Genomic DNA, 13,254 nt, shown 5'->3' on the forward strand with positions numbered 1-13,254 from the left:
ACCATTGCGCATCGCGCGCCACCATCGACAACGAGGGGGAAGGGCCATGCGGGCATTGACGGAGATTGCGCGGCGGCACATGGCAATGGCCATGCTGTTGCTGGCGATGTGCGCGGGGAGCCCCGGCATCGCGCATGCGCAACAGGCGTTCGATACGCCAGAGACTGCGATGCACGCATTCGGGGACGCCATCGCCACGAGCAACGACAGCGCCGTGCAGGCACTCCTGGGTCCCGGGTGGCGCAGCGTGATTCCGCCGCTGGGCGCCGAGCTGCGCTATCGCTTTCTGTCGGCGTGGAGCCAGGCCCATGCGGTGCAGATGGAAGGAGCCGACCGCGCGCGCATTACGGTGGGCAACGACGGCTGGACGCTGCCGATCCCGCTGGTACGCAGCAACGGGCGCTGGCATTTCGACATGCGCGCCGGCCAGAACGAGATGCGTCTGCGCCGCATCGGCCGCAATGAACTCAACACGATACAGACCATGCTCGCGGTGTACGACGCACAGCGCGAATACGCGGCCGGCGATCATGGGCCGCGCGGCATGACGATCTATGCGTCACGCCTGGTGAGCTCCCCGGGCAAGAAAGACGGCCTGTACTGGCCGAGCGCGCCTGGCGAGCCCGTCAGTCCGCTGGGACCGGCCTTTATCGACGCCACGTCAAAACACACCGCAGCGGGCGGCTATCACGGCTATCGCTACAAGCTGCTGACCGGACAAGGGCCTGCCGCGCCCGGCGGCGCATATTCGTACCAGGTCAACGGCATGCTGTTCGGCGGATTCGCGGTACTGGCCTGGCCGGTCAAGTACGGCGAGTCGGGCATCAAGAGCTTTATCGTCAATCACGACGGGCAGGTCTACGAACGCGATCTCGGCGCAGACACGGCGGCGCGCGCCGCGGCGATCGACCAGTTCGACCCTGGCCCCGGATGGACCAAGGTACCGTCGCAGGCTTCTGCGCCATTGCAGTAGTGACGCGCAATGCGCGTGTGCCGTTCGGCATTGACCGAATAATTGCTTAATAGGAGGCATTGACACCAATTACCAATGAAATTTTTTTGCATCGATATTTTCATCAGATTCTCTACAGCAAATATTGCAATGCTCAGTTTGCCGACCTAACGTGTATTGCACAAACGCCAAAACCCATAAAAAGTCGGCGTCTAAAAAGCAATAGTTCGCAATAGTCTTCAGGGGTGGCGCCAGGCAGCAGGTCGTGATTCCGCGGCGGGCCGGTGCGCATTCGACGACTCTTGTACCGGCCGCCTCCTCAACCGGGCAATGGTCGCGCCTCCCGGCCATTGCGGCCCGTATCGCCATCTGTATCGGCTCGAATACTGTCTATGGGAGGACATCGTGAACCGACGCTTATTCCTGTTGTTGCCATCGTTGGTGGTTGTACCCACGCTAGCGGCGTGCACCGGTACGCCTGCCACACCATCGGATGCGGCCGCCAAGCGCCGCGAGATCGATGCCGGTGTGGATGGAACATTGACCCGGCTTTTCAATACGGCCAGTTCGGCGCAATCGCTGGTCAATGACGCCAGAGGCGTGCTCGTATTTCCCAAGATTCTTGCCGGCGGTTTTATTGTCGGCGCGGAATATGGAGAGGGCGCGCTGCGCGTGAACAACGCGCCGGTCGGTTATTACCGCACCACCTCGGCGTCGTTCGGGCTGCTGGCCGGTGCGCAGTCCAAGGCGCTGATCATGCTGTTCATGACCGACGATGCGCTGCGCAGCTTCCAGCAGAGCAAGGGCTGGACCGCCGGTGTGGATGGCTCGGTCGCGGTCTTGCAGGTTGGGGCCAACGGGCAGGTGGACACCAACACCGCGCGGGCGCCCATCGTCGCCTTCGTACTGACCAACGCTGGGTTGATGGCGAACCTGTCGCTCGAAGGCACGAAGATCAGCAAGCTTGATATCTGACAGCGGGGGTCCTGCATGCGGACGACACCTGCACGAGCGTGGGGGCTTTTCGTCGGGCTGTGTCTAGCGTCGGCGGCCGCTTTCGCGCTGGGCCAGCAACGCCGCATCGGCCAGCATCTGCACCGCACCGACGGCGGCCGGCATTTGGACGGGCCGATGCCGAAAGGCATGGGCGAGCTGGCCGGATCGCTCGCCCATGAGCTGAACCAGCCGCTGACCGCCATCACCAGCAATGCGCAGGCGGCACGCGCATACCTGGCGTCAGGGAACTTCCAACAGGCCGAGCTTGGCGACATTCTCGACGACATCGTGAGCGACGCCTCGCGCGCCAGCGACATCGTGCGCGGCGTGCGTGCGCTTGTGCTGGGCGAGGCGCCGCGCATGCTGCCCTTCGACGTCGGCGACGTGGTCGAGCAGGCGCTCGACATGGTGCAGGCCAACGCGGCGTCGCGCGGCGTGACGATCGGCAGCGAGGTGGCGCACGGCTTGCCGCGCGCGCTTGGCGATCCGGTCGAGATCCGACTGGTGCTGCTCAACCTGATCGTCAACGCGCTGGACGCGGTGGAGTCCGCGCACCCGACTGGCGATGGCAAGGTGATGGTGCATGCGTGCATGAAAGACGGCACGCTGCGCCTGAGCGTGCATGACAACGGTTGTGGCGTCGCCGATGGCGACCTGGAGCGCATTTTTCGGCCGTTCTACTCGTCCAAATCCAAGGGCATGGGGATTGGGCTGTCATTCAGCCGCGCGTTGATGGAGCGAAACGGGGGGCACATCCTTGCTCTGCGCAACGCCGCGCAAGGTATGAAGTTCGAATGCGTGTTGCGCACCGGTCCGCTGGCGCAGCACACCGGGCTCGTCGCCGCCTGATCAGCGCGGCACGGCCCGCAACGTATCGCCGGAGGCAGGACCATGCAAACCAGAACCACTGTTCATATCGTCGATGACGACGAGAGCGTGCGGCGCGCGGTGGGTCGCGTGCTGGGCGCACACGGCTACCTGACATCGCTGGCCGCATCGGCGCAGGAATTTCTCGACACCGCTACGCTCGATACGGGCCCGGCCTGCGTGGTGCTGGACCTGATGATGCCCAACATGGACGGCCTGATGCTGCAGCGGGATCTGCAGCGCAAGCTACCCGTGATCTTTCTGACCGGCCACGCCGACGTGGCGCTGGCGGTGCGGGCGATGCAGGCCGGCGCGATCGAATTCCTCGAAAAGCCCGTCGCGGACACGCTGCTACTGTCCGCCGTCGAGCGCGCCTGCGTGGCAGCCGTGGAGCGTTTCGCGTTCCATCAGGACCAGCAGGCACTGCTGCGAAAGATCGAGCGCCTGACCCCGCGTGAGCGCGAAGTGCTGGCATGGATCGTAACCGGTTATCGCAACAAGCAGGTCGCCAGCCAGCTGGGCACCGTGGAGAAGACTATCAAGGTGCATCGCGCCCACGTCATGCAAAAGCTTGAGGTCAATTCGCTGCCCGCGCTGGTGCGGCTTGCCGACAGAATGGGCATGGGCGACGCCGGGCCTGCGGCGACCTGACCGCTTTCACGTCATCCGATGGGACCATGGGCCAATATCGCATGCGAGGCAGGTTACTTAGCCTTGAAGGAATACGGCTTGGTAACGCTCTCTTCGCACGCATATGGCTTCGACCGGTCGATTTGTGGTGGTGGTGGATGACGACGTGTCGGTGGCGCGCGCCATCTCGCGCCTGCTGCGTGCCGCAGGCATGACGGTCGACACTTTCCACAACGGTGCCGACTGCCTTGCCAGGATCGCCACGCAGCCCGGCTATCTGCCCGCGTGCGTGATCCTCGATGTCAGCATGCCCGGCATGGACGGCCTGGAAGTGCAGCGCCGTCTTGCCCGCTTTCCGCTCTCGGTCATCTTCATCACCGCCCACGATGTGCCCGAAGCGCGCGACGCCGCACTCTCGGCCGGCGCCATCGGTTATTTCCGCAAGCCCTTCAACGCCACGCAACTGATCGACCTGGTGCGCAGCACGCTGGTGTAGCGCGCGCGGCGGCATGGTCCTTGGTCCAATTGCCAACAGCCCGATAGCAGACAAACTCTAGTCAGGACGATATCGGGTCGCAGCCTTCTCGCGGGCGTGATGCCGGAATCGCGACGAGGAGCGGAATATGCCGCTGATGATGTTATCGAATCTCCATCCCGATACCACCGATGACGACGTGCAGGCGTTCCTGGGGCGCTACGGATTTCCGCCCTATGACGAGATCGAGCGCCAGGAGGGCGACGGCACGCGCCCATCGGTCACGGTGACTTTCCTCACGATGGATCTGGCCGAGCTGTACAAGCTTGCGCCGCGCATTCACGGGGTGTTCTGGAACGGCCACAAGATCAACGCGCTGGTGCTCAGGGAGCGCTTCCGGTAATGCAGGGCGGCAAAGGCGCGTGCTTGTGGCCCACGCCCGCGCGGCGCGCGCCATGCGGTGAGCGTGGCGTGGACAAGGCGAACGAAGGGGAGACGATGGCAACCGGTCTGGAATCCATTGGCTGTCGATACGTGTTGCCGGTGCTTGCGGCACTGGCCCTGGCGGCCTGCAGCAAGCAGGAGGCCAAGAGGCCGGCCGCGCCGCCGGTGACCGAGGTGGGTGTGATGCACGTGGCGTTGCGCGATGTGCCGCTGACCTTCGACTTCGTGGGCGAGACCCAGAGTTCGCAACAGGTGGAAATCCGCGCGCGCGTCAACGGTTTCCTGGAACAGCGCCTGTACACCGAGGGCGCCTTGGTCAAGGCTGGCGAAGTGCTGTTCCGCATGGATCAGAAGCCGTTCAAGGCCGCCCTCGACGCCGCGCTGGCAGAACTTGCGCAACAGCAGGCACGCCTGACCACGGCGCGCGCCAACCTTGCGCGCGTGCGGCCGCTGGCGGCGCGCAATGCGTTGAGCCAGAAGGATCTCGATGACTCAACCGGCAACGAGCAGGCCGCCGCCGCGGCGGTCGAGCAAGCCCGTGCCAATGTCACCAATGCCAGGCTCAATCTGGGCTACACCACGATCACCTCGCCCGTGGCGGGCCTGTCGAGCTTCGCCAAGAAGCAGGTCGGGTCCTACATCGATGCCTCCAATAGCCTGCTGACGTATGTGGCCAAGCTCGATCCTATCTGGGTCAACTTCAGCCTGTCCGAGAACGAGGTGCTGCGCAGCCAGTCCGAGCAGGCTTCCGGGGAATTGAAGATGCCGGCGCGTGGTGCGCTCGAAGTGGAGATCGTGCTGGCCGACGGCACGAGGTATGCGCAGCGCGGGCATATTGCATTTGCCGATGCCGCGTTCAATTCCGAGACCGGCACGTATCTGGTGCGCGCCGAGTTGCCGAACCCGAACGGCACGCTGCGCCCCGGCCAGTTCGTGCGCGTGCACGTAATGGGCGCCTCGCGCACGCGCGCGATCACGGTGCCGCAGGAAGCCGTGGTGCAAGGCCAGCGCGGTCAGTCGGTGTGGACGGTGAGCAAGGACAACAAGGCCGAGTCGCGCGTGATCGAAGTGGGCGAGTGGTCCGAAGGCAACTGGGTGGTGCGCTCGGGCCTGCGCGAGGGCGATGTGGTGGTGGTCGATGGATCGCTGCGGCTGGCGCCCGGCGCGCCAGTCAAGCCGGTGATTGCACAGCCGCGCCCGCGCGTGGCCGAGGGTCCGCCGTCGACGGCGCCCGCGAACGCTGCCGGCACGCCGCACGCCGTGCCCCCTGCCGTGCCGCCGCCGAATGCTCCGGCGCCTTCCCCTGCCACGCCGCCGAAAGGTAGCGCGTCATGAAGCTATCGCACTTCTTTATCGACCGGCCGATCTTCGCATCGGTGCTGTCGATCATTATCGTGGTGGGCGGGCTCGTGGCAGTGTTCAATCTGCCGATCGCACAATTCCCCGACATCACGCCGCCCAGCATCACGGTGTCGACGACCTATCCGGGCGCAAGCTCCGAAGTGGTGGCGCAGAACGTGGCCGCGCCAATCGAGCAGCAGGTCAACGGCGCGGACAATATGCTGTACATGTCGTCGACCAGCTCGTCGACCGGCAACATGACGCTGACGGTCTATTTCGAGATTGGTACCGATCCTTCGCTGGCGCAGGTCGATGTGCAGAACCGCGTCAACCTGGCGTTGCCCACCTTGCCCGACGCGGTCACGCGGCAGGGCGTGACGGTGGAAAAGCGCTCGCAGGCGTTCATGATGGTGATTGCCGTCTATTCGCCCGACAACAGCTATCCGCAGACATTCGTCGATAACTACACGAGCATCTACATTCTCGATTCGCTCAAGCGCATTCCGGGCGCCAATCAGTCGGCGATCTTCGGCACGCCCGACTATGCAATGCGCATCTGGCTGCGTCCCGACCGCATGGCGCAGCTTGGCATCACCGCGGAGGACGTGAAGAGCGCCGTGGCCAACCAGAACGAACAGTTCTCGGCCGGGCGCATCGGCCAGTCGCCCACCTCGGAGCCGGTCAAGCAGACCTTTCCGGTCACCACCAAGGGCCGCATGACCGAGCCCAAGGAGTTCGAGAACATCATCCTGCGCGCGGCGTCGGGCGATGCGGCGCTGGTGCGTCTCAAGGATATCGGCCGCGCTGAGCTGGGATCGAAGGATTATTCGCTACGTAGCCGCTACAAGGGCAAGACGGCGACTTTGCTGGCGGTCTATCAGCAGCCCGGCGCCAATGCGCTGGCTGTGGCCGAACAGGTGCGCAAGACGCTGCAAGAGGCGCGCAAGACGTTTCCGCCGGGCCTGGAATACGAAGTGGCGCTCGACACCACCGAGTTTGTGCATGAATCGATCAACGAGGTCGTGCATACGCTGCGCGACGCGGTGATCCTGGTGATCCTGGTGGTGTACCTGTTCCTGCAGAGTTTTCGCGCCACGCTGGTGCCGATCCTCGCCGTTCCGGTATCGATCATCGGCACGTTCACGGCGATGGCCGCGTTCGGTTTCTCGGTCAATATGCTGACGCTGTTCGGCATGGTGCTGGCGATCGGCATCGTGGTGGATGACGCCATTGTTGTGATCGAGAACGTCGAGCGCAACATGATGGAATTCCACATGCCGCCCAAGCAAGCCGCCAAGGCGGCCATGGACGAAGTGGGCGGTCCCGTGATCGCTATCGTGCTGGTGTTGCTGGCCGTGTTCATTCCCGTGGCGTTCCTGTCCGGCATCACCGGTCAGTTGTACAAGCAGTTCGCCATCACGCTGGCGGTGTCGGTACTGCTGTCCGGTGTGGTGGCGCTGACGTTGTCGCCGGCGTTGGCAGCCATCCTGCTCAAGCCCGGCAGTCACGAGAAAAACCGCTTTTTCCGCTGGTTCAATCGCAGCTTCGACCGCATGGTGGAAGGTTACGGCAGCGTCGTGCAGGCGATCATCCGGCGCACGGTTATCTCGGTGGCGCTGGTGATTGCTCTGATTGCCGTGAGTGTGCTGCTGTTCATGCGCATCCCGTCATCGTTCCTGCCGGTCGAGGATCAGGGGTATCTGCTCGGTGCGGTGATCCTGCCCGACGCCGCAAGCCTGGACCGCACCGGAGAGTTGTCCAGGCGTGCCGAGCAATGGTTCGAAAAGCAGCCGGGCGTGAAGTCGGTGGCGTCGCCGGACGGCTTCAGCCTGATCGATTCGCAGAACAAGTCCAACGCCGGCACACTGTTCATCACGTTGAAGGGCTTTCATGAGCGCGGCAAGGGCGAGAGCGCCGCCGACCTGATCGCCGCCGCGAACCGGGAATTCTCGACCTATCGCGAAGGCCTGGTCATTCCGGTAAATCCGCCGTCGATCCCGGGTCTGGGCACCACCGGCGGCTTCGAGTTCTGGCTGCAGGCTACGGGCGACGGCACCTACCAGCAACTGGAAGAGCGCGTTCGCGCGTTTATCGCCAAGGCGCGCCAGCGGCCCGAGCTGCGCGGCGTCAGCACCACCATCAACACGCATTCGCGGCAGTTGCTGGTCGATCTGGACCGCGAACGCGCCGAGACCCAGGGCGTGCCGGTCGAGCAGGTCTACTCGGCGTTGCAGACCATGTTCGGATCGCTGTATGTGAGCCAGTTCCCGAAGAACAGCCGGCTGTTCCAGGTCATCCTGCAGGCCGAGCCCGAATATCGCTCGCGCCCCGAGGATCTCGACAAGGTGTACGTGCGCAACGCGCGCGGCGAGATGGTGCCGATCAAGGCGGTGACCAACGCGCGGTATGTGGCGGGCGCGGACCTGGTGACGCGCTTCAACAATTTTCCGGCTGGCAAGATCACCGGAGACGCGGCGCCCGGCTACAGCTCAGGGCAGGCGCTCAAGGCGATGGAAGAGGTGGCCGCCGAAACGCTGGGCGAGGGCTACGCCTTCTCGTGGAGCGGGCAGGCCTATGAGGAAAAGAAGGCCGGCTCCACGGCCGCCATGGTGTTCGCCTTCGCGTTGCTGATGGTGTTCCTGATCCTCGCCGCGCAGTACGAGAAATGGTCGTTGCCGCTTGGCGTGCTGCTGGCTGTGCCGTTTGCGCTGTTCGGCGCGCTCGTTGGCATTCTGGTGCGGGGCATGGAAAACGATGTCTATTTCCAGATCGGGCTGACCGTGCTGATCGCCCTGGCGGCCAAGAACGCGATTCTGATTTTCGAGTTTGCCGTGGAGATGCGCGAAAAGGAAGGGCTGAGCGCCTACGATGCGGCGGTCAAGGCGTCCAAGCTGCGGCTGCGCCCGATCATCATGACATCGCTGGCGTTCATTCTTGGCTGCATCCCGCTGGCGATTGCCAGTGGCGCTTCGGCCGCCAGCCGCCAGTCGCTGGGCACAGGTGTGATCGGCGGGATGCTGGGCGCCACGGTGATCGCGGTGTTCTTTATCCCGATGTTCTTCTGGGGGCTGGAGCGCACGTCGGCCAAGAAAGCGACCCCGCCGGCCACGCCACCGGCCGTCACGCCGGTCAGTCCGGATCCCGCCGCGCCAGGTGGAGGCAGCGCATGAGCCGGCCGGTCGCCTGCGGCCTCAGGCGCGCGCGTGGCGCGATGGTCGCCGCGGCGCTGGCGTGCGGCGCCTGCACGCTGGGACCGGACTACGTGCGGCCCGACGTCAGCGTGCCGGACACCTACCGCTTTGCCAGCGAAACCGACGCCGCTACAGCGGCAGCCACGCCGACGGACAGCGCGTACTGGTGGGCGCAGATCGGCGATTCGGTGCTGGACGGCCTGATCGCCACGGCGCGCGCCAACAATCGCGACGTGCTGATCGCCGCCGCGCGCGTGGAGGAATACTACGGCCGCGTCATGGTGGCGCGATCGGGGCTGTTTCCGCAGGTTGGCGCGGAGTTGGGCGGCACCCGGCAGCGTGTCAGCGCAAGCGGCGGCAGCCTGGTGCCGCTCGAAAACCCCTTCAATCAGGTGCGCATCGACGCATTTGCCTCGTGGGAAATCGACATGTTCGGCCGCGTGCGTCGGCTCACCGAAGCGGCGCGGGCCGAATGGGCCGCGAGCGAACAGGCGCGCCGCAGCACGGAAATCAGTGTGGTGGCGTCGGTGGCCAGCGCCTACGTGACGCTGCGCGATCTCGACAACCGGCTGCGCATCGCGCAGGACACGCTGCGCAGCCGCGCCGACGCGCTCGAGGTGTTCCGCGACCGCTTTCAGGGCGGCGTGGTGTCCGAGGTCGAGTATTCGCAATCGCGTTCGGAATATGCGTCGGCTCAGGTGTCGGTCGAACAGTTCCAGCAACAGGTGGCGCTGCAGGAGAATCTGCTGGCCGGATTGCTCGGCGAAAACCCGCGCGACATGCCGCGCGGCAAGGAAATCGGCGATCTGGTGTTGCCCACGGTGCCCGTGGGGCTGCCGTCGTCGCTGCTTGAACAACGGCCGGATCTGCTGCTGGCCGAGCAGAACCTGGTGGCCGCCAACGCGCGCATCGGCGCGGCGCGCGCCGAGTATTTCCCGACGATTTCTCTCACTGGGCTATTTGGCGCGGCCAGCACCGCGCTATCCGGCCTGTGGGTCGGGTCTGCGCGCACGTGGTCGTTTGGCGGGCTGATCAGCGTGCCGATTTTTACCGGCGGCGCGATTGCCGGCGACGTCAAACAGGCCGAAGCGCGCCAGGCGCAGGCGCTGCTGTCGTATCAGCAGTCGGTGCAGACCGCCTTTCGCGAAGTGGCCGATGCACTGGTCAGCGCGCAGCGCACGCGCGGCCAGCTGATTGCCAAGAACGAACAGGTCGACGCGTTGTCGCGCTACGCATTGCTGGCGCGCGACCGGTACGAGGGCGGCTACACCAGCTATCTGGAGGTGCTTGATTCCGAGCGGGCGTTGTTTTCGGCGCAGCTCGATCAGTCGAGTCTGCTTAGCGCAGAGTTTGGCCAGTTGATTCAGCTTTACAAGGCGCTCGGGGGCGGCTGGCCGGTGGGACCCGGCGCACAGGCCCAGCTCGATACGCTCAGCGGCGCCATCAAGGAGTAGTCATGAACAGATCGATGAGGTTTCCGCTGGTCGTGTTGTGGGCATTTGGTCTCTGCACGGGCGCGATGGCGCAGTCCAAGCCGGTTGCCTATCCGGCAAAGGGGCAGAGCGCTGCGCAGCAGCAACAGGATGACGGCGCCTGCTACGCGTGGGCCAAGTCCAATACCGGCATCGACCCCGCCGCGGTCAGCAGCGCACCGCCGCCGCCGAGCGGCCCTGCCGTGGGCGGCGGAGAACGTGTAGGCGGGGCGGCACGCGGCGCGCTCGGTGGCGCGGTGATCGGCGGCATTGCCGGCGATGCGGGCAAGGGCGCGGCGGCTGGCGCGGCGGTCGGCACCGTGGCAGGCGGCTCGCGTGCGCGGCAGAACAAGCGCAACGCGCAGGCCAACTCGCAGGCGCAGTCGGCTGGCGCCATGGATACGTATTACCGGGCGTGGGGCGCCTGCATGCAAGGGCGCGGCTATTCGATCCGCTGACGGGCCGACGGCCCGCCGCAAGTTTTTCAGTCAGCCTTGTGCTAAGGAGGAAGTATGTGGAAGCAACTCGTGATTCCGGTGGCATTGCTGCTGGCCGCGCCTGCCATGGCGCAGAGCCAGCCAGACATGAAGATGGACGTGACGCGCACCGAAGGGCAGACCACCGCGACCGGCACGGCGAAAGTGACCGCAACGATTACGGCCATCGATACCGCGACGCGCAAGATCACGCTGAAGACCGCGCAAGGCAAGATCACCGAGATGACGGTCGGCCCCGAAGCGCGCAACTTCGAGCAGTTGCGGGTGGGCGACAAGGTCACCGTGTCGTACAACGAGGCGCTCACCGTGAGTCTGAAGAAAGGTAGCGGCGCGGCCACGGTGCAGGAGCGCGAGATCTCGCAGCGGGCCGAACCGGGCGCCAAGCCTGGCGGAACGGTAGGACGAGAGGTCACCGTCGTGGCGCAGGTGGTAGCGGTCAACAAGGATGCCCAGATCGTCACCGTCAAGGGGCCGCACGGCCGCGTGGTGGACTTGCTGGTCAGCGACCCCGATCAGATGAAGAATGTGAAGAAGGGCGACCGTGTCCAGGCCGTCTACACCGAGGCCGTGGCGGTGTCGGTGGAACCGGGGGCCGCGAAGTAGCGCGGCGCGCCAACAGGTTCGGCCGGGCCGCAATCACCAGACCCGGTGCGGCCGGACCGCAGGAGAGCATCGTGAATGTCATCGTGAACCGGCGAATCTTTTGCTGTGCGCTGCTGCTTGGTGCGGCGTGGCCTGCGCATGCTTACTACGACCACTTCCTCAACGGGACCATCGTCGGCACGTTGGGCAAGGACCAGACCGCGGAACTGGTCGGCACTTTCACCAAAACCCTGAACGAGGCGGAAGACGGCACGGCCGTGCCTTTCACGCTGTCGCCGAACGCCAAGGGCAAAGTGACCGAAGGCAGCATCACGCCGGTACAGACGCGCACGCACGCGGGTCTGCGCTGCCGCCAGGTGAGCAGCGAACTGCGCCAGCAGGGACGTCAGCCCGAACGATGGAAAGGCTGGTACTGCCAGCAGGCTGACGGCAAGTGGAAGAAGACGCTGATCAAGGATTGAGCGCCGGGCTCCGCAGCTTGCGCGGCGGCTTCAGTCGGTCGGCACGTCAGTAGGTCTCGGGCACGTAGCGGTACGGGTAGTCGGGCTCGCGGTAGCCGCCCGGCTTCTGCCGCTGGGGCAGCGAAATCTTTTTCCGATGGATGCGCTCGTAGGGCACCTGCGATAGCAGGTGGCTGATGATGTTGAGCCGCGCGCGCCGCTTGTCGTCGGACCGCACCACATGCCATGGCGCGAAATCGGTATCGGAGGCGGCAAACATCGCGTCGCGCGCGCGCGAGTAGTCGTACCAGCGGCTGTAGGACTTCAGGTCCATGTCGGTCAGCTTCCACGTCTTGCGTCCATCCTGGATGCGTTGCTGCAGGCGTCGCGTCTGCTCCGGCTCGCTCACTTCCAGCCAGTACTTGATCAGCAGCACGTTCGATCCGACAATCGCCCGCTCTAGCAGCGGCACGGCACGCAGAAAGGTTTCGACCTGGTCCTCGTCGCAGAAGCCCATCACGCGCTCTACGCCGGCGCGGTTGTACCAGCTGCGATCGAATATCACCACTTCGCCGGCGGCGGGCAGATGAGGGATGTAGCGCTGCATGTACATCTGGCTTTTTTCACGCTCGGTCGGCGCGGGCAGGGCGATCACGCGAAAGATGCGCGGGCTCACGCGCTCTGTCAGTGCCTTGATGGTGCCGCCTTTGCCGGCGCCGTCGCGGCCTTCGAACACCACGCAGATCTTGGTGCCGGTGGCCTTGATCCAGTCCTGCATGCGCACCAGTTCCACATGCAGCTCGCGCAGCGCCGCGTCGTAGGTCTTGCGGTCAAGCGCGGGCACGGCGCTGTGGTCGGCTGCGTCGGTTTCGCGTGCGTGCTTCTTTCCCATGGCGTCCTTCCCGATACGTGGCCGGTGCGCCGCGTTTCCTTCAATCTGGATCACCGTGGCCTCACTGGCAAGGGCCTTTGGTCCAATGCTTGGCCCAAGGACCAATTGCATTGGCGCGGTGCATGGCGGACTCTTTTCCATGGGGGTGGCCATCATGTACAAGACCGGTTTATACCTGATGGGTGTGGCGCTGGCGCTGGCGTTCCTTGGCATCTTCTTTAGCGATCCCAGCGGGCAGATGCCTGACAGGCTCAACCTGTTCAGGATGGCGCTGCGCGGGCTGGAAGTGCAGATGATTCGCCTGTCGGCGGATCCGCCGCGCTATCTGGTGAGCGTGCTGGCGCGCGACTGGCTGCTCGGGTGCATGGTGCTGGCGCTGCTGGGCGCGGCGCTGGCCATCGCGGGACGCGCACGCCAGCGCGGCTAGCGTCGCACGGGCAAGACATGCAAGGAG

Annotated in this window: 14 protein-coding genes; 13 read left to right on the forward strand and 1 reads right to left on the reverse strand. The window is 65.0% G+C overall.

Going from position 1 to position 13,254, the window contains the following annotated elements; genetic code table 11:
* The first annotated feature begins 79 nt into the window (after positions 1-79).
* The 12 genes from F7R19_RS01155 to F7R19_RS01210 all read left to right on the forward strand — a co-directional run bounded on the left by F7R19_RS01155 (position 80) and on the right by F7R19_RS01210 (position 11,929).
* Positions 80-973, forward strand: a complete 894-nt coding sequence (locus F7R19_RS01155) for a DUF2950 domain-containing protein (RefSeq protein ID WP_223505730.1) — start codon at positions 80-82, stop codon at positions 971-973.
* Positions 974-1,357: 384 nt separating this feature from the next.
* Positions 1,358-1,927: a BPSL1445 family SYLF domain-containing lipoprotein gene (locus tag F7R19_RS01160; RefSeq protein ID WP_061955218.1), complete on the forward strand. Its 570-nt coding sequence runs from the start codon at positions 1,358-1,360 to the stop codon at positions 1,925-1,927.
* A gap of 15 nt (positions 1,928-1,942) precedes the next feature.
* Positions 1,943-2,797, forward strand: a complete 855-nt coding sequence (locus F7R19_RS01165; protein ID WP_150979089.1) for a sensor histidine kinase — start codon at positions 1,943-1,945, stop codon at positions 2,795-2,797.
* Positions 2,798-2,839: 42 nt separating this feature from the next.
* Complete coding sequence (locus F7R19_RS01170) at positions 2,840-3,466, forward strand: response regulator transcription factor (RefSeq protein ID WP_150979090.1); 627 nt, start codon at positions 2,840-2,842, stop codon at positions 3,464-3,466.
* Positions 3,467-3,569: 103 nt separating this feature from the next.
* Positions 3,570-3,941 carry a response regulator transcription factor gene (locus tag F7R19_RS01175; protein ID WP_061955116.1) on the forward strand — a complete coding sequence of 124 codons (372 nt, stop codon included), beginning with the start codon at positions 3,570-3,572 and terminating at the stop codon, positions 3,939-3,941.
* Between the two features lie 127 nt (positions 3,942-4,068).
* Entirely contained in the window at positions 4,069-4,323 is a 255-nt protein-coding gene (locus tag F7R19_RS01180) for an RNA recognition motif domain-containing protein (RefSeq protein ID WP_061955118.1), read from the forward strand.
* Positions 4,324-4,418: 95 nt separating this feature from the next.
* A complete protein-coding gene (locus F7R19_RS01185) occupies positions 4,419-5,699 on the forward strand; it encodes an efflux RND transporter periplasmic adaptor subunit (RefSeq protein ID WP_150979091.1) in 1,281 nt (426 codons plus the stop codon).
* Positions 5,696-8,875, forward strand: coding sequence for an efflux RND transporter permease subunit (locus F7R19_RS01190; RefSeq protein ID WP_061955120.1), 3,180 nt, complete (start codon positions 5,696-5,698; stop codon positions 8,873-8,875). Before F7R19_RS01185 ends, F7R19_RS01190 begins: the two co-directional genes overlap by 4 nt.
* Positions 8,872-10,350 carry an efflux transporter outer membrane subunit gene (locus F7R19_RS01195; RefSeq protein WP_223505732.1) on the forward strand — a complete coding sequence of 493 codons (1,479 nt, stop codon included), beginning with the start codon at positions 8,872-8,874 and terminating at the stop codon, positions 10,348-10,350. The genes F7R19_RS01190 and F7R19_RS01195 overlap by 4 nt, the downstream gene beginning before the upstream one ends.
* A gap of 14 nt (positions 10,351-10,364) precedes the next feature.
* Entirely contained in the window at positions 10,365-10,826 is a 462-nt protein-coding gene (locus F7R19_RS01200; protein WP_223505956.1) for a glycine zipper domain-containing protein, read from the forward strand.
* 54 nt (positions 10,827-10,880) lie between these two features.
* Positions 10,881-11,468: a hypothetical protein gene (locus F7R19_RS01205; RefSeq protein ID WP_061955124.1), complete on the forward strand. Its 588-nt coding sequence runs from the start codon at positions 10,881-10,883 to the stop codon at positions 11,466-11,468.
* 71 nt (positions 11,469-11,539) lie between these two features.
* A complete protein-coding gene (locus F7R19_RS01210; RefSeq protein ID WP_061955126.1) occupies positions 11,540-11,929 on the forward strand; it encodes a hypothetical protein in 390 nt (129 codons plus the stop codon).
* Between the two features lie 46 nt (positions 11,930-11,975).
* On the opposite strand, the gene ppk2 is transcribed toward F7R19_RS01210, so the two are convergent.
* Complete coding sequence (gene ppk2, locus F7R19_RS01215; RefSeq protein ID WP_150979092.1) at positions 11,976-12,800, reverse strand: polyphosphate kinase 2; 825 nt, start codon at positions 12,798-12,800, stop codon at positions 11,976-11,978.
* A gap of 139 nt (positions 12,801-12,939) precedes the next feature.
* Between ppk2 and F7R19_RS01220 the strand changes: the two genes are divergently transcribed.
* Positions 12,940-13,227, forward strand: a complete 288-nt coding sequence (locus F7R19_RS01220; protein WP_061955128.1) for a hypothetical protein — start codon at positions 12,940-12,942, stop codon at positions 13,225-13,227.
* The last annotated feature ends 27 nt before the right edge of the window (positions 13,228-13,254 follow it).

This window comes from Cupriavidus pauculus, assembly GCF_008801835.1.
In the GTDB taxonomy this organism is placed as follows: Bacteria; Pseudomonadota; Gammaproteobacteria; order Burkholderiales; family Burkholderiaceae; genus Cupriavidus; species Cupriavidus pauculus.